23 protein-coding genes are annotated in these 23,824 nt (G+C 63.9%); 21 read left to right on the top strand and 2 right to left on the bottom strand.

Annotated features, from left to right (window positions below; genetic code table 11):
* Positions 1-3: 3 nt before the first annotated feature.
* From AC1DN9_RS06810 to hisA, 20 genes are all read left to right on the top strand, one after another.
* Positions 4-699, top strand: a complete 696-nt coding sequence (locus tag AC1DN9_RS06810; RefSeq protein ID WP_478098509.1) for a transposase — start codon at positions 4-6, stop codon at positions 697-699.
* A 181-nt stretch (positions 700-880) separates the two neighbouring features.
* Positions 881-5,629: a glutamate synthase-related protein gene (locus AC1DN9_RS06805; protein ID WP_478098508.1), complete on the top strand. Its 4,749-nt coding sequence runs from the start codon at positions 881-883 to the stop codon at positions 5,627-5,629.
* Between the two features lie 33 nt (positions 5,630-5,662).
* Positions 5,663-7,141 (top strand): glutamate synthase subunit beta, encoded by a 1,479-nt coding sequence (locus AC1DN9_RS06800; RefSeq protein ID WP_478098506.1) that lies wholly within the window; start codon positions 5,663-5,665, stop codon positions 7,139-7,141.
* Between the two features lie 112 nt (positions 7,142-7,253).
* Positions 7,254-8,078, top strand: coding sequence for an ABC transporter ATP-binding protein (locus tag AC1DN9_RS06795; protein ID WP_478098504.1), 825 nt, complete (start codon positions 7,254-7,256; stop codon positions 8,076-8,078).
* Positions 8,075-8,857 (top strand): lipid asymmetry maintenance ABC transporter permease subunit MlaE, encoded by a 783-nt coding sequence (gene mlaE, locus AC1DN9_RS06790; RefSeq protein ID WP_478098502.1) that lies wholly within the window; start codon positions 8,075-8,077, stop codon positions 8,855-8,857. The genes AC1DN9_RS06795 and mlaE overlap by 4 nt, the downstream gene beginning before the upstream one ends.
* Before the next feature lie 25 nt (positions 8,858-8,882).
* Positions 8,883-9,371 (top strand): outer membrane lipid asymmetry maintenance protein MlaD, encoded by a 489-nt coding sequence (gene mlaD / locus AC1DN9_RS06785; protein WP_478098724.1) that lies wholly within the window; start codon positions 8,883-8,885, stop codon positions 9,369-9,371.
* Positions 9,368-10,066, top strand: a complete 699-nt coding sequence (locus tag AC1DN9_RS06780) for an MlaA family lipoprotein (RefSeq protein WP_478098500.1) — start codon at positions 9,368-9,370, stop codon at positions 10,064-10,066. The genes mlaD and AC1DN9_RS06780 overlap by 4 nt, the downstream gene beginning before the upstream one ends.
* A 129-nt stretch (positions 10,067-10,195) precedes the next feature.
* Positions 10,196-10,858: an MlaC/ttg2D family ABC transporter substrate-binding protein gene (locus AC1DN9_RS06775; protein WP_478098498.1), complete on the top strand. Its 663-nt coding sequence runs from the start codon at positions 10,196-10,198 to the stop codon at positions 10,856-10,858.
* Between the two features lie 6 nt (positions 10,859-10,864).
* Entirely contained in the window at positions 10,865-11,137 is a 273-nt protein-coding gene (locus tag AC1DN9_RS06770; RefSeq protein ID WP_478098497.1) for an STAS domain-containing protein, read from the top strand.
* 275 nt (positions 11,138-11,412) lie between these two features.
* Complete coding sequence (locus AC1DN9_RS06765) at positions 11,413-12,360, top strand: ABC transporter ATP-binding protein (protein ID WP_478098495.1); 948 nt, start codon at positions 11,413-11,415, stop codon at positions 12,358-12,360.
* Entirely contained in the window at positions 12,360-13,124 is a 765-nt protein-coding gene (locus AC1DN9_RS06760) for an ABC transporter permease (protein ID WP_478098722.1), read from the top strand. The genes AC1DN9_RS06765 and AC1DN9_RS06760 overlap by 1 nt, the downstream gene beginning before the upstream one ends.
* 105 nt (positions 13,125-13,229) lie before the next feature.
* Complete coding sequence (locus tag AC1DN9_RS06755; protein ID WP_478098493.1) at positions 13,230-13,484, top strand: BolA family protein; 255 nt, start codon at positions 13,230-13,232, stop codon at positions 13,482-13,484.
* Positions 13,485-13,502: 18 nt separating this feature from the next.
* Positions 13,503-14,789 carry a UDP-N-acetylglucosamine 1-carboxyvinyltransferase gene (gene murA, locus AC1DN9_RS06750; RefSeq protein ID WP_478098491.1) on the top strand — a complete coding sequence of 429 codons (1,287 nt, stop codon included), beginning with the start codon at positions 13,503-13,505 and terminating at the stop codon, positions 14,787-14,789.
* Positions 14,786-15,427: an ATP phosphoribosyltransferase gene (gene hisG / locus AC1DN9_RS06745; RefSeq protein ID WP_478098489.1), complete on the top strand. Its 642-nt coding sequence runs from the start codon at positions 14,786-14,788 to the stop codon at positions 15,425-15,427. Before murA ends, hisG begins: the two co-directional genes overlap by 4 nt.
* 13 nt (positions 15,428-15,440) lie before the next feature.
* The gene (hisD, locus tag AC1DN9_RS06740; RefSeq protein WP_478098487.1) at positions 15,441-16,757 is read left to right on the top strand and encodes a histidinol dehydrogenase; all 1,317 of its coding nucleotides are present in this window, start codon (positions 15,441-15,443) and stop codon (positions 16,755-16,757) included.
* 24 nt (positions 16,758-16,781) lie between these two features.
* Positions 16,782-17,150: a hypothetical protein gene (locus tag AC1DN9_RS06735; RefSeq protein ID WP_478098483.1), complete on the top strand. Its 369-nt coding sequence runs from the start codon at positions 16,782-16,784 to the stop codon at positions 17,148-17,150.
* A gap of 4 nt (positions 17,151-17,154) precedes the next feature.
* A complete protein-coding gene (gene hisC, locus AC1DN9_RS06730) occupies positions 17,155-18,246 on the top strand; it encodes a histidinol-phosphate transaminase (protein ID WP_478098481.1) in 1,092 nt (363 codons plus the stop codon).
* Positions 18,243-18,872: an imidazoleglycerol-phosphate dehydratase HisB gene (hisB, locus tag AC1DN9_RS06725; protein ID WP_478098479.1), complete on the top strand. Its 630-nt coding sequence runs from the start codon at positions 18,243-18,245 to the stop codon at positions 18,870-18,872. The genes hisC and hisB overlap by 4 nt, the downstream gene beginning before the upstream one ends.
* A gap of 55 nt (positions 18,873-18,927) precedes the next feature.
* Positions 18,928-19,578 (top strand): imidazole glycerol phosphate synthase subunit HisH, encoded by a 651-nt coding sequence (gene hisH, locus AC1DN9_RS06720; protein WP_478098477.1) that lies wholly within the window; start codon positions 18,928-18,930, stop codon positions 19,576-19,578.
* Positions 19,579-19,725: 147 nt separating this feature from the next.
* Positions 19,726-20,469, top strand: coding sequence for a 1-(5-phosphoribosyl)-5-[(5-phosphoribosylamino)methylideneamino]imidazole-4-carboxamide isomerase (gene hisA, locus AC1DN9_RS06715; RefSeq protein WP_478098476.1), 744 nt, complete (start codon positions 19,726-19,728; stop codon positions 20,467-20,469).
* 113 nt (positions 20,470-20,582) lie between these two features.
* Here hisA and AC1DN9_RS06710 read toward each other — a convergent pair whose 3' ends face one another.
* Both AC1DN9_RS06710 and AC1DN9_RS06705 read right to left on the bottom strand, forming a co-directional pair.
* A complete protein-coding gene (locus AC1DN9_RS06710; protein ID WP_478098474.1) occupies positions 20,583-21,512 on the bottom strand; it encodes an amino acid ABC transporter substrate-binding protein in 930 nt (309 codons plus the stop codon).
* Between the two features lie 8 nt (positions 21,513-21,520).
* Positions 21,521-22,828 carry a dicarboxylate/amino acid:cation symporter gene (locus AC1DN9_RS06705; protein ID WP_478098472.1) on the bottom strand — a complete coding sequence of 436 codons (1,308 nt, stop codon included), beginning with the start codon at positions 22,826-22,828 and terminating at the stop codon, positions 21,521-21,523.
* Between the two features lie 135 nt (positions 22,829-22,963).
* Between AC1DN9_RS06705 and AC1DN9_RS06700 the strand changes: the two genes are divergently transcribed.
* Entirely contained in the window at positions 22,964-23,806 is an 843-nt protein-coding gene (locus tag AC1DN9_RS06700) for a D-hexose-6-phosphate mutarotase (protein WP_478098470.1), read from the top strand.
* The last annotated feature ends 18 nt before the right edge of the window (positions 23,807-23,824 follow it).

Raw genomic sequence — 23,824 nt, 5'->3', positions numbered from 1 at the left:
GACATGGCAAGACTGCCCCGCCTCACCCTGGCCGATCAGCCGCATCACGTCATCCAGCGTGGCAACAATCGTCAGGCGATCTTCGTCGATCGGGCCGACCACGAAGTGTTTCTGGCGCTCCTGGGTGACAACGCGGTGGCTTCGGGTGTCGCTCTTCACGCTTATGTGCTGATGGACAACCATTTCCATCTATTGGCGACGCCTTCCACCGCAGAAGGACTGCCGCAATGGATGCAGGCGGTCGGTCGGCGCTATGTCCGGTATTTCAACGATCGGCATGGGCGGACGGGCACGTTGTGGGAAGGACGCTACAAGTCCACCCTGATCCAGACGGATCGCTATCTGCTGGCCTGCATGGCCTATATCGATTTGAATCCGGTACGCGCGGGCATTGTTGCCGAGGCGCGCGACTATCCCTGGTCGAGTCACGGACACTATGCCGGCCTGCGGCAAGACAAGCTGCTGACGCCGCACCCGCTCTACTGGGCGCTCGGAAACACGCCGTTCGCCCGCGAAGCCGCGTATGCCGAATTGGTGCGTGGCGGCGTTTCGAGAGCGGATCAGGCCACGTTGACAGACGCCACACTCCACGGCTGGGCGGTGGGCGACCGAACATTCCTCGATTCGTTACAAAAAACGACAGGTCGCCGCCTGCACAAGGCCCGGCCTGGGCGGCCGCCAGCTTCGCGCAAACACTGAACATTTGGTTGAAACCGTTACCAGTCAAGGAATTCATGCTACTGTTTTTGATGTGTCCCCTTTAATTTGTTGACAGACTTGTTGAAGAATCAATAGTGATCTGACCCCATTTAAAGCGTTTGGCATTATTTGTGCAAAGCAATATGCTCCTTTTCCCTGCGAAAACTGAAGGAGCACGCCCATGACGACGGCTGCCGAGATCGAGCATCTCCAACAACACGGTCTTTATTCCGCCGCTGACGAGCACGACGCGTGCGGTGTCGGCTTCGTGGCCCACATCAAGGGCGAAAAGAGCCATGCCATTGTGCTGCAGGGCCTCAAGATTCTCGAGAATCTGGACCATCGCGGCGCAGTAGGCGCTGACAAACTCATGGGCGACGGTGCCGGCATCCTGATCCAGTTGCCTGACCTGCTGTACCGCGAAGAGATGGCCAAGCAGGGCGTGACGCTCCCGCCGCCCGGCGAATACGGCGTCGGCATGATCTTCCTGCCCAAGGAGCACGCCTCGCGCGAGGCCTGCGAGCAGGAGATGGAGCGCGCCATCAAGGTCGAAGGCCAGGTTCTGCTGGGCTGGCGCGACGTGCCGGTCAACCGCGATATGCCCATGTCGCCCAATGTCCGGGCCAAGGAGCCGCTGTTGCGCCAGGTCTTCATCGGCCGCGGCAACGACGTGATCGTCCAGGACGCGCTGGAGCGCAAGCTCTACGTGATCCGCAAGACCGCCAGCGCCAACATCCAGCGCCTGAAGCTCAAGCACAGCAAGGAATACTACGTTCCGAGCATGTCGAGTCGCACGGTTGTCTACAAGGGCCTGCTGCTCGCCGACCAGGTTGGCACCTACTACCTCGACCTGCAAGACAAGCGTTGCGTCTCGGCCCTGGGCCTGGTGCACCAGCGTTTCTCGACCAACACCTTCCCCGAGTGGCCGCTCGCGCACCCGTACCGCTACGTGGCGCACAACGGTGAAATCAACACCGTCAAGGGCAACTACAACTGGATGAAGGCACGCGAAGGTGTGATGTCTTCGCCCGTGCTCGGTGCCGACCTGCAAAAGCTCTATCCGATCAGCTTTGCCAGCCAGTCCGACACGGCCACCTTCGACAACTGCCTCGAACTGCTCACCATGGCTGGCTACCCGATCAGCCAGGCCGTGATGATGATGATCCCCGAGCCGTGGGAACAGCATGCCACCATGGACCCGCGCCGCCGCGCGTTCTACGAGTACCACGCTGCCATGCTGGAGCCGTGGGACGGCCCGGCCTCGATCGTGTTCACCGATGGTCGCCAGATCGGCGCCACGCTCGACCGCAACGGCCTGCGTCCCTCGCGCTACTGCGTGACGGATGACGATCTGGTCATCATGGGTTCCGAATCCGGCGTGTTGCCGGTGCCCGAACAGAAGATCGTGCGCAAGTGGCGCCTGCAGCCCGGCAAGATGTTCCTGATCGACCTCGAGCAGGGGCGGATGATCGACGACGAGGAAGTCAAGGCGACCCTCGCCAACAGCAAGCCCTACAAGCAGTGGATCGAGAACCTGCGCATCAAGCTCGACAGCGTCGAAGCCGAGACCGTGCAGCCGCCGGCGAGCCAGGTCAGTCTGCTCGACCGCCAGCAGGCCTTCGGCTACACGCAGGAAGACATCAAGTTCCTGATGAGCCCGATGGCGGCCGCCGGCGAAGAGGGCATCGGCTCCATGGGCAACGACAGCCCGCTGGCCGTGCTCTCCAACAAGAACAAGCCGCTCTACAACTACTTCAAGCAGTTGTTCGCGCAGGTGACGAACCCGCCAATCGATCCGATCCGCGAGGCGATCGTGATGTCGCTCGTGTCCTTCATCGGGCCGAAGCCGAACCTGCTGGACATCAACCAGGTCAACCCGCCGATGCGGCTCGAAGTGAGCCAGCCGATCCTCGACTTCGCCGACATGGCGAAGTTGCGCGACATCGGCAAGTACACGCAGGGCAAGTTCAAGAGCTACACGCTCGATATCACCTATCCGCTCGGCTGGGGCGAAGAGGGCGTCGAAGCCAAGCTGGCTTCGCTGTGCGCCGAAGCGGTCGATGCGATCAAGGGCGGCCACAACATCCTGATCGTGAGCGATCGCGGTGTCGGCCCGACGCAGATCGCCATTCCCGCGCTGCTGGCGCTGTCGGCCATCCACCAATACCTCGTTCGCGAGGGACTTCGTACGACGGCAGGATTGGTCGTCGAAACGGGCTCGGCGCGCGAAGTTCACCACTTCGGCGTGCTCGCCGGCTACGGCGCGGAAGCCGTGCATCCGTATCTGGCGATGGAAACCCTGGCCGCGATGCACGAAGACCTTTCCGGCGACCTGAGCGGCGAAAAGGCCATCTACAACTACGTCAAGGCGGTCGGCAAGGGCCTGTCCAAGATCATGTCGAAGATGGGCGTCAGCACCTACATGAGCTACTGTGGTGCGCAGCTTTTCGAGGCCATCGGCCTCAACAGCGAGACGGTCGAAAAGTACTTCACCGGCACCGCGAGCCGCATCGAAGGCATCGGCGTGTTCGATATCGCCGAAGAAGCGATCCGCATGCACAAGGCCGCCTTCAGCGATGACCCGGTTCTCGCGCACATGCTCGACGCCGGCGGCGAATACGCCTGGCGCACGCGCGGCGAAGAGCACATGTGGACGCCCGATGCGATCGCCAAGCTGCAGCACAGCACGCGCGCCAACAACTTCAACACCTACAAGGAATACGCGCAGATCATCAACGACCAGAACCGCCGTCACCTGACATTGCGTGGCCTGTTCGAGTTCAAGATCGATCCGGCCAAGGCGATCCCGGTCGACGAGGTCGAACCTGCGACGGAGATCGTCAAGCGTTTTGCAACCGGCGCGATGTCGCTGGGCTCCATCAGCACCGAAGCACATTCGACCCTGGCCGTCGCGATGAACCGCATCGGCGGCAAGAGCAACACCGGCGAGGGCGGCGAAGACCCGGCCCGCTACCGCAACGAACTCAAGGGCATCCCGATCAAGGTGGGCGACACGCTCAAGAGCGTGATCGGCGAAGCCAACGTCGAGGTCGACCTGCCGCTGAAGGACGGCGACTCGCTGCGTTCGAAGATCAAGCAAGTCGCATCGGGCCGCTTCGGCGTCACGGCCGAGTACCTCTCGTCGGCCGACCAGTTGCAGATCAAGATGGCGCAAGGCGCCAAGCCCGGTGAAGGCGGTCAGCTGCCGGGCGGCAAGGTGTCCAACTACATCGGTCAACTGCGCTACTCGGTACCCGGCGTGGGCCTCATCTCGCCGCCGCCGCACCACGACATCTATTCGATCGAAGATCTGGCTCAACTGATCCACGACCTGAAGAACGTCGCACCGCACGCCAGCGTCAGCGTCAAGCTGGTGAGCGAAGTGGGCGTGGGCACGATCGCTGCCGGCGTCGCCAAGTGCAAGAGCGACCACGTCGTGATCGCCGGCCACGACGGCGGCACGGGCGCATCGCCCTGGTCGTCAATCAAGCATGCCGGCAGCCCGTGGGAAATCGGCTTGGCCGAGACCCAGCAGACGCTCGTGCTCAACCGCCTGCGCGGCCGCATTCGCGTGCAGGCCGACGGCCAGATGAAGACCGGCCGCGACGTGGCCATCGGCGCATTGCTCGGCGCCGACGAATTCGGCTTCGCGACGGCGCCGCTGGTGGTCGAAGGCTGCATCATGATGCGCAAGTGCCACCTCAACACCTGCCCGGTCGGCGTCGCCACGCAAGACCCGGTGCTGCGCAAGAAGTTCTCGGGCAAGCCTGAGCACGTGGTGAACTACTTCTTCTTCGTCGCCGAGGAAGTGCGCCAGATCATGGCGCAGCTCGGCGTGCGCAAGTTCGACGACCTGATCGGCCGTGCGGACCTGCTCGACACCAAGAAGGGCATCGAGCACTGGAAGGCGCGCGGCCTTGACTTCAGCCGGTTGTTCGCGCAACCGAACGTGCCGGCCGACGTGCCGCGCTACCACGTCGAAGCGCAGGACCATGGGCTGCAGAAGAGCCTCGACAACAAGCTGATCGAGCGCTCGCGTCCCGCGATCGAGAAGGGTGAGAAAGTCCAGTTCATCGAAGTGGCACGCAACGTGAACCGTTCGGTCGGCGCGATGCTGTCGGGCGCGTTGACGAAGGTGCATCCGCAAGGTCTGCCGGACGACTCGATCCGCATCCAGCTCGAAGGCACGGGTGGACAGTCCTTCGGCGCCTTCTTGGCGCGCGGCATCACGCTGTACTTGATCGGCGACGCGAACGACTACACCGGCAAGGGCCTATCCGGCGGCCGTGTCGTGGTCCGTCCGAGCCTGGACTTCCGCGGCGAGGCGACGCGCAACACCATCGTCGGCAACACCGCGCTCTACGGCGCGACCACCGGCGAGGCCTACCTCTGCGGCGTGGCGGGCGAGCGCTTCGCGGTGCGTCTTTCGGGCGCAACGGCAGTGGTCGAAGGCACCGGCGACCATGGTTGCGAATACATGACTGGCGGCACGGTGGCCGTGCTTGGAAAGACCGGTCGCAACTTCGCGGCCGGCATGAGCGGCGGCGTCGCCTTCGTCTACGACGAAGACGGTCAGTTTGCGTCGCGCTGCAATCTTTCCATGGTGTCGCTCGACAAGGTGCTGACTTCCGCTGAGCAGGTTGCGAGCGTGCATCGCAAGGTGTGGCACGACGGCGAAACCGATGAAGCGCAGCTCAGGAAACTGCTCGAAGACCACCACCGCTGGACGGGCAGCAAGCGCGCACGCGAACTGCTCGACAACTGGGCGGTCGCGCGCACGAAGTTCGTCAAGGTGTTCCCGAACGAATACAAGCGCGCACTGGCGGAGATGCACGACCGAGAGGTCGAGCTGACCAGCAGCGGCAACAACGCACATGCGGGCATGGAGCCGCACGCAGCAACGACCGCCAAACCGGTGGCTGCGGTCTGACGGCAACGAGAACGAAGAACAGAGGACAACACGATGGGAAAAATCACCGGCTTCATGGAGCATGAGCGTATCGAGGAGGGCTACAAGCCCATCGAGGAACGGGTCAAGCACCACAAGGAGTTCGTTGTCGGACTCGACGAGACGCAGGCGAAGGTGCAGGGTGCGCGTTGCATGGATTGCGGCACGCCGTTTTGCAACAGCGGCTGCCCGGTCAACAACATCATTCCTGACTTCAACGACCTGGTCTATCGCACTGACTGGCAGAGCGCCTTCGTGGTGCTTGATTCGACCAACAATTTTCCGGAGTTCACCGGACGCATCTGCCCCGCGCCTTGCGAGGCGGCTTGTGTACTCAACGTGAATGACGATCCGGTAGGTATCAAGTCGATCGAGCACGCGATCATCGATCGCGCCTGGGACGAAGGCTGGGTCGCTCCGCGGCCGGCCAAGCACAAGACGGGCAAGAAGGTTGCAGTGGTCGGCTCCGGCCCGGCCGGGATGGCGGCGGCGCAGCAACTGGCGCGTGTCGGCCATGATGTGACGCTTTTCGAGAAGAACGACCGCATCGGTGGCCTGCTGCGCTACGGCATCCCCGATTTCAAGATGGAGAAGGTCCACATCGATCGTCGCGTCGAGCAGATGAAGGCTGAAGGCGTGACCTTCCGTGCCGGCGTGATGGTCGGTGCTGCCAAGGACCCGCTGGGCAAGGGCTCCAAGGTCACCAACTGGGCCAAGGAAACCGTCACGCCCGAGCAACTCGACAAGGAGTTCGACGCTGTGCTGCTGACCGGCGGCGCCGAGCAGTCGCGTGACCTGCCCGTGCCCGGCCGCGATCTCGATGGCATCCATTTCGCAATGGAATTCCTGCCGCAGCAGAACAAGATCAACGCGGGTGACAAGGTCAAGGGTCAGCTCCGGGCCGACGGCAAGCACGTGATCGTGATCGGCGGCGGTGATACCGGCTCCGACTGCGTGGGCACCAGCAACCGCCACGGCGCGGTCAGCGTCACCCAGTTCGAACTCTTGCCGCAGCCGCCGGAAGAGGAAAATCGTCCTTTGACCTGGCCTTACTGGCCCTACAAGCTGCGTACGAGCTCCAGCCACGAAGAGGGCTGCGAACGCGAGTTCGCAATCTCGACCAAGGAGTTCATTGGCGAAAAAGGCAAGGTCACCGGCCTCAAGACGGTTCGCGTCGAGTGGAAGGACGGCAAGATGATCGAGGTTCCCGGCAGCGAGCAAGTGCTCAAGGCCGACCTCGTGCTGCTGGCGATGGGATTCATCAGCCCCGTCAGCAATGTGCTGGACGCCTTCGGCGTCGAGAAGGACGCGCGCGGCAACGCCAAGGCCAGCGTGGACTTCATCGGCGGCTATGCGACCAACGTTCCCAAGGTATTCGCGGCCGGCGACATTCGCCGTGGTCAGTCGCTTGTGGTCTGGGCTATCCGTGAGGGCCGGCAGGCGGCGCGCGCGGTGGACGAATTCCTGATGGGCTTCAGCGACCTGCCGCGCTGAAGCCGCGAGGGGGAGGCGGCGCTGGGCGGCGGGGTGCCTGTGCTTCCCGTATCATTGGCGCCGTACCGCGAGCCGGGATGCCTTCAAGGGCGCCCCGGCTTTTTCATTTGCCATGGACCTAACCCCTCCCAATTCACTCGTCGAATTTCACGATGTCGCCTTCGGATACGGTGCACGTGCGATCCTCGACGGCGTTTCGTTCTCCGTCCCGCGCGGCAAGGTGACGGCCCTCATGGGTGCGTCGGGCGGCGGAAAGACGACTGTCCTGCGTCTCATCGGCGGCCAGTTGAGGGCACAGCGCGGCGAGGTGCTGGTAAACGGCCAGGACATCGGCAAGCTCGGTTCCGATGCGCTCTACGCCGCTCGGCGTCGCATGGGAATGTTGTTCCAGTTCGGTGCGCTCTTCACCGACATGAGCGTCTTCGACAACGTCGCCTTTCCCCTTCGGGAACACACCGCCCTTTCCGAATCCCTCATTCGCGACATCGTGCTCATGAAGCTCGATGCAGTCGGCCTGCGCGGTGCGAGGCAGCTGATGCCCAGTGAGGTTTCAGGCGGCATGGCGCGGCGCGTGGCGCTGGCCCGGGCGATCGCGCTCGACCCCGATCTCGTCATGTACGACGAGCCCTTCGCGGGTCTCGACCCCATCTCGCTGGGCACGGCGGCCCGACTGATCCGGCAACTCAATGACACGCTCGGCCTGACCAGCATCGTCGTCTCGCACGACCTCGAGGAAACCTTCCGCATCGCCGATCACGTGATCATCCTTGCCAACGGCGGCATCGCAGCGCAAGGGCGTCCGGAAGAAGTCCGTCGGAGCGAGGACCCGCTGGTTCATCAGTTCGTCAATGCACTGCCCGAAGGACCCGTGCACTTCCACTATCCGGCGGTGGCCATCGAGGACGACTTCGGCAACGCCCACGGAGGGCGTGCATGAGTTGGTATCGGCCATCCGACATCGGCTTTGCCGTGCGCAGCAAGCTCGCGGATCTGGGTCTGGGCGCCCGCCTCTTCCTGCGGCTGTCCTTCCGCGGTGCAGGCAGCCTGCGTCGTTTCGGGTTGGTGCGCGACCAGATCCATTTCCTGGGCAACTACTCGCTCGCGATCATTGCCGTGTCCGGGCTCTTCGTCGGCTTTGTGCTGGGCCTGCAGGGGTACTACACGCTGCAGCGCTATGGCTCCTCGGAGGCGCTGGGGTTGCTCGTCGCTCTGAGCCTCGTGCGCGAACTCGGCCCGGTGGTTGCCGCCTTGCTGTTCGCGGGCAGGGCCGGCACTTCGCTGACCGCGGAAATCGGCCTGATGAAGGCCGGTGAGCAACTCAGCGCGATGGAAATGATGGCAGTCGATCCAGTGCAGCGCATTCTTGCGCCGCGGTTCTGGGCCGGGGTCATCACGATGCCGCTACTGGCTGCAGTATTCAGTGCTGTCGGTGTGTTGGGTGGCTATGTCGTCGGCGTCCTGATGCTGGGGGTCGATCCGGGCGCTTTCTGGGGCCAGATGCAGAGTGGCGTCGATGTGTGGAGGGATGTTGGCAACGGGGTCGTCAAGAGCGTCGTGTTCGGCCTGACCGTCACCTTCATCGCGCTGCTGCAAGGCTACGAATCGCAACCGACTCCCGAAGGCGTCTCGCGCGCCACGACCCGGACCGTTGTCGTTGCCTCGCTCGCGGTGCTGGGCCTCGACTTCCTGCTGACCGCCATGATGTTCAGCATCTAGAAAAATCGATCAGAGAGTGCAAGACATGCAACGTTCCAACAAAGACATCTGGGTCGGCCTGTTCGTGCTGATCGGCGCCGCAGCGCTGCTTTTTCTCGCGCTCCAGTCGGCCAATCTCTTGAGCCTGAACTTCCAGAAGACCTATTCAGTGACCGCTCGCTTCGACAATATCGGTGGCCTGAAGCTACAGACAGCGGTCAAGAGCGCGGGCGTGGTTGTCGGGCGTGTCGAATCGATCACGTTCGACGACAAGAACTTTCAGGCAAGCGTCACGATTGCGCTGCAAAGCCGATACAGTTTTCCGAAGGACAGTTCGCTCAAGATCCTGACCAGCGGCTTGCTTGGCGAGCAGTACATCGGAATCGAAGCTGGCGCTGATGAGAAGAATCTCCAGGCTGGCGACGTGATCACCGCGACGCAATCGGCTGTCGTGCTGGAAAATCTCATCGGGCAGTTTCTATACAGCAAGGCGGCAGAGGGTAGTTCGCCGTCTGGCAACTCCAACAAAAAATGAACCCACGATCCCCTTTCGCCTTGCCGATCGCGCTTGCGCTTGCCCTGTTGGCGGGTTGCGCGACGGGTCCGAACGCCAATCCGGCCGATCCGCTCGAACCGCTCAATCGCCAGGTCGCACGCTTCAACGACACCGTCGACGACGCCGTGCTGCGGCCGGTCGCAACCGTCTACCGGCAGGTTCTTCCCTCACCGGTTCGCACGGGCGTGAACAACTTCTTCAGCAATCTGTCGGACGTGTGGAGCTTCGCCAACAGCGTGGCGCAACTCAAGCTGCAGGACAGCGCCCAGACCTTCATGCGCGTGAACGTCAACACGTTCTTCGGATTGGGCGGATTGCTCGATATCGCCACCGAGGCCGGTATCGACCGCCGCACCGAGGATTTCGGCCAGACACTGGGTTACTGGGGTGTACCGAGCGGCCCCTACCTGGTGCTGCCGCTGCTGGGCCCGTCGACGGTGCGAGATGCTGCGGCGCTCCCAATCGATGTCAACGGTGACCCGGTCAACTATGTGACCAACATTCCGTTGCGAAACTCCATGTATGCACTTCGCCTGGTGGACCTCCGCTCCAACCTGTTGCGCGCAGGGCAGTTGCTCCAGGATGCCGCGCTTGATAGATATTCGTTCACCCGCGATGCGTTCCTGCAGCGCCGGCGCAACGAGATCCACGACGGCAACTTGCCCGACGAGTGAAGTTGCTGGGCCGCTGCGTGGCTTGCATTCAGTTGCAGCGACCATCTTGCGCTATGGAACCCTGGCGAGCGGGGCGGCCTCCAACGGGCCGCTCGACCGATTCGAGACTTGAAACAAGGGACTAGATCAATGAATCAGATTCTTCAACGCCGCTCTTTGGGGCGCCTTGCGCTCGCCGGCCTGCTCATGGCCGGCGCGGCCTTGACATTCGTTCAGCCCGTTCACGCAGCCGACGAATCGCCGGACGAGTTGGTCAAGCGCATCTCCGCGGACGTGCTCGACACCATCAAGGCCGACAAATCGATCAAGGCTGGCGACATCAACAAGATCATGGCCCTGGTCGACACCAAGATCATGCCGAACGTGAACTTCCAGCGCATGACGGCTTCGGCGGTCGGGCCCGCTTGGCGGCAGGCCACACCGGAACAGCAGCAGCGGCTGGAAGAAGAATTCAAGAAGCTGCTCGTGCGTACCTATGCGGGCGCGCTTGACCAGGTCAGCAATCAAACCGTGAGCGTGCGGCCTTTCCGCGGGTCGCCGGACGAAAAGGAAGTGCTTGTCCGGACGGAAATCCGCGGCAGCGGTGATCCGGTGCAACTGGACTACCGTCTCGAGAAAACGCCCGGCGAAGCCGGCGGCTGGAAGATCTACAACATCAATGTGCTGGGCGTCTGGCTGGTCGAGACCTATCGCACCCAGTTCTCGCAGCAGATCAACAGCAAGGGCATCGACGGCTTGATCGATGCGCTGGTGGCTCGCAACAAGAGCAATGTCGCCAACGGTAAGGGCTGATCGGGCATGCTCGTGCTCCCGCAAAAGCTGACCCATGATGAGGCGCCCGCTTGCGTGTACATGCTCCAGCGGGGGCTTGCCGGCCAAACGGATACCGCCACGGTGGTCGATGCCACCGCGCTGACCCACTTCGATTCTTCGGCGCTGGCGGTGCTTCTCGAATGCCGGCGCGAGTCGAGCGCCCTCGGGCGCGGCTTTGCGGTAAAGGGCCTGCCCCCGCGTTTGCGAGAACTCGCTTCTTTGTACGGTGTAGCGGGCCTTTTGCCGGCCGCGCCGTAGCTTTTGCTCGCCCCCAGGTTGGCTCACTTCGTGTAGCCGCCCACCCCCTACCGGGGGCAACACCAGCGGCCCGGCGAAGCCGGTTCCGCGGTGTTTCACCAACGGGCCTGGCTTCGCCGGCCGAGAAGCGGCGCTGTGCTCACGGCTGCGCGGCGCGCCCGATCGGGGCCGCCACGGAACCGGCTTTGCCGGGCCGTAGGCGGCGCCCCCGGTAGGGGGTGGGCGGCTACACGAAGTGAGCCAACCTGGGGGCGAGCATAAAATGCTCGGTTCCCATGCCCGCGATCTCCTTTCAATCGGTCTCCAAGACCTATCCTGCCTCACGCCAGCAACGGGCCCAGGGAATACCGGGTCTGCGCGCGGTCGACAATGTGAGCTTCCAGATCGAAGAAGGCGAATTCTTCGGCCTGCTCGGCCCCAATGGCGCGGGAAAAACCTCCTTGATCAGCATGCTCGCCGGACTTTCGCGTCCGACCGAAGGCGCCATCAGCGTGCACGGCTTCGACGTGCAGCGCCAGTACGCAGAGGCCCGCCGGAAGCTCGGCGTGGTGCCGCAAGAGCTGGTTTTCGATCCCTTCTTCAATGTGCGCGAGGCATTGCGCATCCAGTCGGGCTATTTCGGAATCAAGAACAACGACGACTGGATTGACGAGCTTCTGCACAACCTCGGGCTCGCCGACAAGGCCAACGCGAACATGCGCCAGCTTTCAGGCGGCATGAAGCGCCGTGTGCTGGTGGCGCAGGCGCTGGTGCACAAGCCGCCCGTGATCGTGTTGGACGAGCCGACCGCCGGCGTGGACGTCGAGCTGCGCCAGACCCTGTGGCAGTTCGTCGCCAAACTCAACAAACAGGGCAGCACCGTGCTGCTGACCACCCACTACCTGGAAGAAGCCGAGGCGCTGTGCCATCGCATCGCCATGCTGAAGCTGGGCCGCGTGATTGCGCTGGACCGTACGAGCGAATTGCTTCGGTCCGCCGCCAGCAACGTGTTGCGCTTCAAGACGGACGGCATGCTGCCATGGTCAATCGCGCAGCATGCGCGTGTCACCGGACGCATCGTCCAGTTGCCCGCGCAGAATGCGCTCGAGGTCGAGCAGTTGTTGGCTGCAATCCGCGAAGCGGGACTGGATGTTGAAGATGTCGAGATGCGCAAGGCTGACCTGGAAGACGTCTTCATCGACCTGATGGCTGGCGAGCAGACCCCCTTGGAGGTTGCAAGATGATGGTGAATGCGCTGGGATGGCGCGCCCTGCTCTACAAGGAAACGCTCCGCTTCTGGAAGGTGGGATTCCAGACCGTCGGCGCTCCGGTGCTGACCGCGATGCTCTATCTGATGGTGTTCGGACATGTGCTCGAAGACCACGTCAAGGTCTTTGGGACGGTGAGCTACACGGCCTTCCTGGTGCCCGGGCTCGTGATGATGAGCGTGCTGCAGAACGCCTTTGCCAACAGTTCGTCGTCGATCATCCAGAGCAAGATCATGGGCAGCCTGGTGTTCGTGTTGCTCTCGCCGCTGTCCCATTGGGGCTGGTTCTTCGCCTATGTCGGCTCGTCGATCGTGCGCGGGCTGGCGGTGGGACTGGGCGTGTTCGTGGTGACGGCGCTGTTCGCCCTGCCGGGATTCGTCGCGCCGTGGTGGATCGCCGTGTTCGCCTTCCTCGGTGCGGCCATCCTGGGTACGCTGGGGCTGATTGCCGGGCTCTGGGCCGAGAAGTTCGACCAGATGGCGGTGTTCCAGAATTTCCTGATCATGCCCATGACCTTCCTGTCGGGCGTGTTCTATTCCATTGGCTCGCTCCCTCCTTTCTGGCAGACCGTCAGCCACCTCAATCCGTTCTTCTACATGATCGACGGCTTCCGCTTCGGCTTCTTCGGGGTCAGCGATGCTTCGCCCTGGCTGAGTCTCGCGATCGTCGGCAGTGCCTGGCTGGTGGTGAGCGCGATCGCAGTGCACTTGCTGCGCATCGGCTACAAGATTCGCGGATAACATGAAACACCCCCAGGCTTGCCCACTTCGTGTGGCCGCCCACCCCCTTGCAGGGGGTTGGCGAAGCGACACGAAGTACGCACAGCCTGGGGGCGAGCAACAACTATGACTGCTGAAGAACTTCAATCGATCATTGCGGCAGGTTTGGCTTGCGAGCACATCGCGCTCGAGGGCGATGGCCGTCACTGGTACGCCACGATCGTCTCGGCAGAGTTCGAGGGCAAGCGCCCCATCCAGCGGCATCAGCGTGTCTACGCCACCCTGGGTGCCAAAATGCATACCGACGAAGTGCATGCGCTTTCGATGAAAACCTACACGCCCGCCGAATGGGCGAGCCAGACTCCTTCGCCTTCCCGCTAGACCTCCGCTGGATTCCACATGGACAAACTTCTGATTCGCGGCGGGCGTACGCTTCGCGGCGAGGTACTCATTTCCGGCGCCAAGAACGCCGCCTTGCCCGAACTCTGCGCGGCGCTGCTGACCGATCAACAGGTCACGCTGCACAACGTGCCTCGCCTCAAGGACGTCGCGACCATGCTCAAGCTGGTCCACAACATGGGCGTTGCAGCCGATCGCGACGACAACGGGACCGTGCGCATCAACGCACGATCGCTCGAGGTGCCCGAAGCACCCTACGAACTCGTCAAGACCATGCGGGCGTCGGTGCTCGCACTGGGACCGCTCCTGGCGCGCTTCGGCAGGGCCAAGGTGTCGTTGCCGGGCGGTTGCGCCATCGGATCGCGCCCGGTCGACCAGCACATCAAGGGCCTGCAGGCCATGGGCGCCGAGATCGTGGTCGAACACGGCTACATGGTCGCCAGCATCGGCGGTGGCCGCAAGCGCCTGCACGGCGCGCGCATCACGACCGACATGGTGACCGTCACCGGTACCGAGAATTTCCTGATGGCTGCGGCGCTCGCCGAGGGCGAGACAGTGCTTGAAAACGCCGCCCAGGAGCCTGAGATTGCGGACCTTGCCGAGATGCTGATCGCCATGGGCGCCAAGATCGAAGGGCACGGCACCAGCCGCATCCGCATACAAGGCGTGGACAAGCTGCGCGGATGCACGCACCAGGTGGTGGCGGACCGGATCGAGGCGGGCACCTTCCTGTGCGCCGTGGCGGCCACCGGCGGCGATGTCTTTCTCAAGCACGGCAGGGCCGAGCATCTCGATGCCGTGATCGAAAAGCTTCGTGCCGCCGGCGCGGAAGTGATCGCGGTCGACGGCGGTATTCGCGTGCAAAGCCGGGGCCGTCTCAAGGCGCAGAGCTTTCGCACGACCGAATACCCGGGTTTCCCGACAGACATGCAGGCGCAGTTCATGGCGCTCAACGTGATCGCCGCGGGGACCTCGACGGTGACCGAGACGATCTTCGAAAACCGCTTCATGCACGTCGACGAGATGCTGCGCCTCGGTGCCCGGATCCAGACCGACGGCAAGGTGGCCGTGATCGAGGGGGTGCCGCAGCTGTCCGGTGCGACTGTCATGGCCACTGACCTGCGCGCATCGGCGAGCCTCGTGATCGCCGGGCTTGTCGCTGACGGCGAGACGCTGGTGGATCGCATCTATCACCTCGATCGCGGCTACGACCGCATGGAAACCAAGCTCCGCGGTCTCGGGGCCGACATCGAGCGGGTCGCTGGGCCTGCCGAGGTGCAGCCATGATCACGCTGGCGCTCTCGAAGGGTCGAATCTTCGAGGAAACCTTGCCCTTGCTGGCCGCCGCCGGCATCGAGGTGACGGAGGACCCAGAGAAATCCCGCAAGCTGATCCTCGCGACCACGCGGCCGGATGTCCGGGTCGTGCTGGTGCGTGCCTCCGATGTGCCGACCTACGTGCAGTATGGTGGGGCGGACCTCGGCGTCACCGGGCTCGATGTTCTGCTCGAACACGGCAACCAGGGCCTGTACCAGCCGCTCGACCTTCGCATTGCGGCCTGCCGCCTCAGCGTGGCGGTGCGCGCCGACTACGACTACGCCTCGGCCGTCAAGCAAGGTTCGCGCATCAAGGTCGCGACCAAGTACGTCGGCCTGGCGCGCGACTTTTTCGCGAGCAAGGGCGTGCACGTCGACCTGATCAAGCTGTACGGCAGCATGGAACTCGCTCCGCTGACCGGTCTGGCTGATGCCATCGTCGACCTGGTGTCGACCGGCAATACCCTGAAGGCCAATCAGTTGGTCGAGGTCGAACGCATCATGGACATCAGCGCGCGCCTGGTCGTCAACCAGGCCGCGCTCAAGCTCAAACGCGAAGCGATCCGCCGTATCGTCGACGCGTTCGAATCGGCCATTCCTTCCTCGTGACAGTGCACGCGCCATGAAACTGAAAGCCGTCCCCGCCCGTCTGTCGACCGCTTCGGCCACCTTCGAGGCCGAATTCAAGGCGCGCCTCCATTGGTCCGCTGAGGCCGATGCCGCGATCGAGCAGGTGGTAGCGGACATCCTTGCAGACGTGCAGCGTCGCGGCGACACGGCGGTGCTCGAATACACGCGCCGGTTCGATCGGCTCGACGTGGCCGGCATGGACGCGCTCGAACTCACGGCCGCCGAACTGCGCGAGGCGTTCGAAGCGCTGCCGGACGCCCAGCGCGCCGCACTGGAGGCGGCCGCCGCCCGCGTGCGCAGCTATCACGAGGCGCAGAAGAAGGCGAGCGGCGAAAGCTGGAGCTACCGCGACGCCGACGGCACGCTGTTGGGCCAGAAGGTCACACCCCTGGACCGCGTGGGCATCTACGTGCCGGGCGGCAAGGCGGCCTATCCGTCGAGCGTGCTCATGAACGCTATTCCCGCGCATGTGGCCGGAGTCGGCGAGATCATCATGGTCGTGCCGACGCCGGGCGGCGAAAAGAATCCGCTGGTGCTTGCCGCGGCGCACGTCGCCGGCGTGACGCGCGCTTTCACCATCGGCGGCGCTCAGGCCGTGGCAGCGCTGGCCTATGGCACCGCCTCCGTGCCGGCGGTCGACAAGATCACCGGCCCCGGCAATGCCTACGTGGCCGCCGCCAAGCGCCGGGTGTTCGGCACGGTGGGCATCGACATGATCGCGGGGCCGAGCGAAATCCTGGTGCTCGCCGACGGCACGACGCCGCCCGATTGGGTCGCCATGGACCTGTTCAGCCAGGCCGAGCACGACGAAATGGCGCAAAGCATCCTGCTGTGCCCCGACGCGGCCTACATCGAGCGTGTTCAGCAGGAAATCGATCGGCTCCTGCCGTCGATGCCGCGCGCCGAGATCATCGCGGCGTCGCTCAGTGGGCGCGGAGCCCTGATCCACACTCGAAGCATGGAACAGGCCTGCGAGATCAGCAACCGGATCGCGCCCGAACACCTCGAAGTGAGCAGCCGCGAGCCGCATCGCTGGGAGCCTTTGCTCAAGCACGCGGGTGCCATCTTCCTTGGTGCGTACACCAGCGAGAGCCTGGGCGACTACTGCGCCGGCCCGAACCACGTGCTGCCGACCAGTGGCACCGCGCGCTTCAGCTCTCCGTTGGGGGTGTACGACTTCCAGAAGCGGTCGAGCCTCATCGAGGTCAGCGAAGCCGGCGCCCAGGTTCTCGGGCGCGTCGCAGCGACGCTGGCCGAAGGCGAGGGCTTGTCGGCGCACGCCGAGGCAGCTCGCATGCGACTGCGCTGACGGTAGACAGGGGAGAACGATCCTTTGAGACGCATCCGATTCGGCCAGCTCGCAAAGACGCTGGTGCTGGCGACGCTGGCATGGACTGCCGCCGCCCACGCCATGACCATCCGCGAACTTCGCACCCTCGAAGCCAACGAGAAGGACGGCAAGCTCTACGCCAACTACTATCTCGTCGGCGTGATGGAGGGCCTGCGTGAAGCCAATGATGCCGACCAGCGCGAGCACCAGAAGCCGCGTTTCTGCATCAATGGCCGCAAACTCGAGCCCGCCATGGCACGCTCGCTCTACCAGGCCGAACTGACGCGCAATGCCGACAGCTATGAAGCGGACATGCCGGTTCAACTGGTGCTGGCGGCTGCCCTGCGCAACACTTACCGCTGCGCGCCTTGAACCAATGACTTCCACGACCGCGACAAACCGCGCACTCGGCCGCATCCGTGCCGACGTGCAATCCATGCATGCCTATGCCGTCCAGGACGCGCGCGGCATGCTCAAGCTCGACGCGATGGAGAACCCGCACGGGCTGCCACCGGCGCTGCAGGCGGCGTTGGGCCAGCGCCTTGGCGCACTCGCGCTGAATCGTTACCCGGGCGAGCGCGGCGCCGATCTGCAACGCGCCCTGGCGAAATATGCCGCCATGCCGGAAGGTTGCGCGCTAATGCTCGGCAACGGCTCGGACGAGCTGATTTCGCTCCTGGCCATGGCCTGCGACCTGCCCGGCGCGGCAATCCTGGCGCCCGTCCCCGGTTTTGTGATGTACGCGATGAGCGCCCAGCTGCAGGGCTTGCGCTTCATTGGTGTGCCGCTGACGGCCGATTTCGAACTGGACGAGGGCGCGATGCTGAGCGCCATCGCGCGCGAGAAGCCCGCCATCGTCTACCTAGCCTATCCGAACAACCCGACCGCCAACCTGTGGGACGATGCCGTGATCGAGAAGATCATCGAGGCGCAGGATGCGCAAGGAGGGCTGGTCGTCATCGACGAGGCCTACCAGCCTTTCGCCGGCAAGAGCTATATCGACCGCGTGACGCGCCATGACCACGTGCTGCTGATGCGGACGCTCAGCAAGTTCGGCCTCGCCGGCGTTCGCCTGGGCTACATGATGGGGCCGGCAGCGCTGGTCGCCGAGGTCGACAAGGTGCGGCCACCCTACAACATCAGCGTCCTGAACTGCGAGTGCGCGCTCTTCGCGCTGGAGCACGCCGATGTCTTCGCCGAACAGGCCGCGGACATTCGAGCGCAGCGAACCCGGATCTTTGAGACGCTGGCCCGTCTGCCCGCCGTGAAGAGCTGGCCGAGCGAGGCCAACATGATCCTCGTCCGGGTCCCCGACGCGGCAAAGACCTTCGAGGGCATGAAGGCGGCCGGCGTGCTGGTCAAGAACGTTTCTAAAATGCACCCATTGCTCGCGAACTGCCTGCGCCTCACCGTCGGAACCGCCGACGAGAACGCGCGGATGCTCGGGGCACTTGAAGCCTCACTATGAATACTCCAACGGCACCCGAAGCAGTCGTCGCGGCCGGCGCGCGTACGGCGTCCGTCACGCGCAACACCGCGGAAACGAAAATCACGGTCCAGGTCAACCTCGACGGCACCGGCCGGTCGAAGTTGTCGACGGGGATCGGCTTTTTCGATCACATGCTCGACCAGATCGCCCGTCATGGCCTGATCGACCTCGATATCGACTGCAAGGGCGACCTGCACATCGACGGCCACCATACGGTGGAAGACGTCGGCATCACGCTGGGCCAGGCGGTCGCCAAGGCCGTGGGTGACAAGAAGGGCATCCGGCGCTACGGCCATGCCTACGTTCCGCTCGACGAGGCGCTCAGCCGCGTGGTGGTCGACTTCTCGGGCCGCCCCGGGCTGGTGATGGATGTTCCCTTCACGAGCGGCATGATCGGGACCTTCGACAGCCAGCTCACCTACGAGTTCTTTCACGGCTTCGTCAATCACGCTTTCGTCACGCTGCACATCGACAATCTGAAGGGGGTCAATGCGCACCACCAGTGCGAAACCGTCTTCAAGGCTTTCGCCCGGGCGCTACGCGCGGCGTTGGAACTCGATCCGCGTTCCGCCGGTGTCATACCTTCCACGAAGGGTTCGCTCTGAGCCGCCGGGCCGCCCCAAGGCGACCGCCGCAGCGCTGCTGCGCGGAGGCTCTCCCATGACCAAGAACACAGTGGCCGTCGTCGATTACGGCATGGGCAATCTGCGGTCGGTGTCGCAGGCTGTGCAGCATGCGGCCGACCAGGTTGGGGTGGAGGTGTTCGTCACTTCAGACCCCGACGTCGTGCGCCACGCCACGCGCATCGTGCTGCCGGGACAGGGCGCCATGCCGGACTGCATGCGCGAGTTGCGTGATTCGGGGCTGCTGGAGCCGGTCGTCGAAGCGGCAGCCTCCAAGCCGTTGTTCGGAGTCTGCGTGGGCATGCAGATGTTGCTGTCGCACAGCGACGAAGGGCCGACCGACGGCCTGGGCCTGATCCCCGGTGACGTTCGCAAGTTTGAGCTGGCGGGCCGCCTCCAGCCGGACGGCAGCCGATACAAGGTCCCCCAGATGGGCTGGAACCAGGTTCGGCAGTCGCGGAAGCATCCCGTTTGGGCGGGCGTCCCCGACCAAAGCTACTTCTACTTCGTGCACAGCTTCTACGCCAAGCCCGCTGACGCCGACCACAGCGTGGGCGAGGCAGACTATGGCGACCGCTTTACCGCTGCCGTTGCACGCGATAATATTTTTGCGACCCAGTTCCACCCGGAGAAGAGTGCGGACCATGGGCTGCAGCTCTATCGAAATTTCCTCCACTGGAATCCTTGACGCAGTGAACGCATCGAATGCCCGGCTCGGGCCTGCCGTCGCGGGCTTTGCCGGATTCTGAGTACGATCCCGCTTCCTGCCACCCACTCACGTTCGCCCGCTTCGATTTCCCGCGACTCCATCGCTCGTTCCAAGCAATTTCGCACCATGCTCCTCATTCCTGCGATCGACCTCAAGGATGGCCACTGTGTTCGCCTCAAGCAGGGCGATATGGACCAGTCCACCACTTTCAGCGAAGACCCGGCCGCCATGGCTCGCAAATGGGTGGAAGCAGGGGCAAGGCGGCTTCACCTGGTCGACCTGAACGGCGCCTTCGCCGGAAAGCCGCAGAATCACGCGGCGATCAAGGCGATCCTGAGGGAAGTCGGCGACGACATCCCCGTGCAGCTCGGCGGCGGCATCCGCGACCTGGACACGATCGAGCGCTACATCGACGACGGCCTGCGCTACGTGATCATCGGCACCGCCGCCGTCAAGAACCCCGGTTTCCTGAAGGACGCGTGCAGCGCGTTCGGCGGCCACATCATCGTGGGCTTGGACGCCAAGGACGGCAAGGTGGCGACCGATGGCTGGAGCAAGCTGACCGGCCACGAAGTTGCCGACCTGGGCAAGAAGTTCGAGGACTACGGGGTGGAGTCGATCATCTACACCGACATCGGCCGCGACGGCATGCTGTCGGGCATCAATATCGACGCGACGGTGCGCCTGGCGCAGGCCCTCACGATCCCGGTGATCGCGTCGGGCGGACTCTCGAACATGGCCGACATCGACAAGCTGTGCGCTGTCGAATCCGACGGGGTCGAAGGGGTCATCTGCGGCCGTGCGATCTACTCGGGCGACCTGGACTTTGCCGCCGCGCAGGCCCGCGCGGACGAACTGGCTGAGCAGTAGGCTCGCCCCCAGGTTGGCTCACTTCGTGTAGCCGCCCACCCCCTGCCGGGGGCAACACCGGCGGGCCGGCGAAGCCGGTTCCGCGGTGTTTTGCGAAGGGGCCTCGCTCGCCCTTACTCCGACTTGATCGCCATCGTCTGGATGATCGTTTCCAGCTGCGGGCTCATCGGCAGGTTCAGGCTAGTGCCGGAAGGCAGCTTGCGCAGGAACCAGCGCTTGTACTGGCGCTCGATCTCGCCATCCTCCGCCAGCTCGTGGAAAGTGTCGTTGACCACCGTGGTCATCTGGGGGTCGTTCTTGCGGTACATCACGCCGTAGGGGTCGTACGACAGGAAGTCGCCGATCACCTCGTAGTCGCTTGGGCCGTCCGCAGTTCCACGGTCCTGGGCGATGAGGCCATAGAGCAGGACGTCGTCCGTTGCAAACGCTTCCGCCTTGCCGGACTTCACCAGGGCGAACGACTCGGCGTGGTCGCGCGATACGAGGAGATTCAGGTCGAGCTTGAAGCGCTCGGAGATGTCGCGCATCGTCTTTTCGTTCGTCGTGCCGCGCGTCACGGCAACCGGCTTTCCGGCCAAGTCCCGGAACGACTTGATGGGCGAACCCTTCCGAACCAGCAACTTGGTGCCCGAGACGAACATCGTCGGCGAGAAGCTCACCCGCTTTTGCCTCTCGAGATTGCTCGTCGTCGAACCGCACTCGAGGTCCACCTGCCCGTTGACCACCGCGTCGATGCGCGATTCGGACGTCACTGGAACCCACTTCGTCGCGAGCGTCTTGTGGACCGCGTCGCTCATCGCCTCGACCAGCGCCTTGCACAGTTCGATGGAATAGCCGATCGGTTCGTTGCGCGAGGAGAGGTAGGAGAACGGAATCGAGGACTCGCGATAGCCGATGGTGACGGCGCCGGCATCACGCACCTTGGCCAAGGTTCCGCTCAGCTCGGCTGGCGTGGATGGCACGGGATCGGACTGCGCCGAAGCCAGCGACGACAGGCCGCAGAGGAGGGCTGCAACGATCGACAGTGACCGCAGAAACGCCATGATCGTCCTCAGGCATGCATCGGGTGGGCGAGGGTGGCGGCGAGTTCGGCGTCCATCGACCGCGCGTTCGCCTCGGCCTCGCTCTCGGTCATCAGTTCGCCTTCCCACTTGGCGACGACGGCGGTGGCGATGGAGTTGCCCACCGCGTTCGTTGCCGAGCGGCCCATGTCCAGGAAGGTGTCCACCCCCAGAATCAGCAGCAGCCCCGCCTCGGGGATGTTGAACTGGTTCAGGGTGGCGGCAATCACCACCAGCGAGGCGCGCGGCACGCCGGCCATCCCCTTCGAGGTCAGCATCAGGATCAGCAGCATGGTGATCTGGGTGCCGATCGGCAGGTGGATGTCATAGGCCTGGGCGATGAAGAGCACGGCGAAGGTGCAGTACATCATCGAGCCGTCGAGGTTGAAGGAATAGCCCATCGGCATGACGAAGCTGGAGATCTTGCGCTTCACGCCAAAACGGTCGAGGGCGATCAGGATCTTCGGGTAGGCGGCCTCCGAACTCGCCGTGGCGAACGACAGCAGGAAAGGCTCCCGGATGTAGCTCAGCAGTTTCAGGATCCGCGGGCCGAGGAAGATGAAGCCGGCAAGAGCCAGCAAGCACCACAGCATGAACAGGCTGATGTAGAAGCCGCCCATGAACACCGCGAACTTCAGCAGGATGTCCAACCCGTTGACCGCGACCGTCGCTGCCATGGCGGCCAGCACGGCAAGCGGGGCGAGCTTCATCACGTAGCCGGTGATCTTGAGCATGGCGTGCGAGAGTTCCTCGATGGCGGCGACCAGCGTCTTGGCCTTGTCGCCGAGAGAGGCCATCGCCACCCCGAAGAACATCGAGAACACGACGATCTGCAGGATCTCGTTATTGGCCATGGCTTCGACGAAGGACCGCGGCACCATGTGGCTGACGAAGTCCTTGACGGTGAACTTCGAGGTGGCGAGGTTGGCAGAGGAGCCGATGTCGGGCAGCGGCAGGCCAAGGTTGTGGCCCGGTTGCAGGATATTGGCCATGATCAGGCCCAGGATCAGCGAGACCAGCGAGGCCGTGATGAACCACGCCAGCGCCTTGCCGAAGACGCGCCCGACGGCTGCCGCATCGCCCATGTGCGCGATGCCCACCACCAGCGTCGAGAACACCAGCGGCCCGATCAGCATCTTGATCAGCCGCAGGAACACGTCCGATATGATCGAGATGTACCCGGCAATCTCCGCGGCCGTCCTCTTGTTCGGAAAGTTCACGAAGACCATGTAGCCCAGGATGATCCCGATCACCATCGCGATCAGGATCCATACGGCTGGCGGCAGTTTCCTTCTCATGGGTGCTCCTTGCGAGTGCGTTCTGGAGAATCGTCTCTGGCCGACAGCCCGCAACCGCGAGCGCCTGCTGATGCGATTTCAAGCTAAAACCGCGCTGGCCGCAATCCCGACACGGGCGAAACCTAGAATCGGGTCATGTCTGTCCAAACGTCAGCCTTTCGTGGCCAGCCGGCAGTGCGCCTTGCCTTGCCCGCCGGCGACAGTTGCATGGTCGCCCTGCACGGTGCGCACGTGCTGTCCTGGATGACCGCCGACGGCGTGGAGCGCCTCTTCCTGAGCCCCGATGCCCGCTTCGACGGGCAGAGCGCCATCCGGGGCGGTGTGCCGATCTGCTGGCCGCAGTTCAACATGCGCGGCCCGTTGCCCAAGCACGGTTTCGTGCGCAATGTCCCCTGGCAGGCCGATTCGCAGGAAGTCGACGGCAAACGCAGCACGGCAGTCTTTTCGTTGCATTCCAACGAGGCAACGCGCGACATCTGGCCGCACGCCTTTCGGCTGCGGCTCACGGTCACCTTGGCGCCGCATTCGCTGCGCATTGCGCTCACGGTCGACAATCCCGGCAGCGGCCCCTGGTCCTTTGCGGCAGCGCTGCACACCTATTTGCGCGTGAACGACGTGACCGCGCTTCGCCTCGAAGGCCTTCAAGGCGCCAACCGCTGGGATGCCGTGCGCGACGATCGACACGTCGAGTTGGCGCCCGCGCTCACCTTCGGCACCGAATTCGACAGCGTCTACGCGTCGTCCACACGGCCTCTGCGTCTGGCCCAGCCTTCCGGCACGCTGGAGATCGCGCAGAGCGCGAGCTGCACCGAGACGGTGGTTTGGAACCCTGGTCCTGTGCTGAGCGCCAAGCTCGACGACTTGCCCGACGACGGCTGGCGCCACATGCTTTGTGTCGAGGCCGCGCGCATCGACGAGCCCGTTCTGCTGGCGCCGGGGGCGCAGTGGCAGGGCTGGCAACAGCTCACCGTTTCCTGAATCCTTGATCCGAACGAT

The organism is Variovorax sp. 05L425, assembly GCF_056397705.1.
The sequence above is the reverse complement of the archived record's forward strand: the minus strand, read 5'-3'. Positions and strand labels throughout refer to the sequence as shown.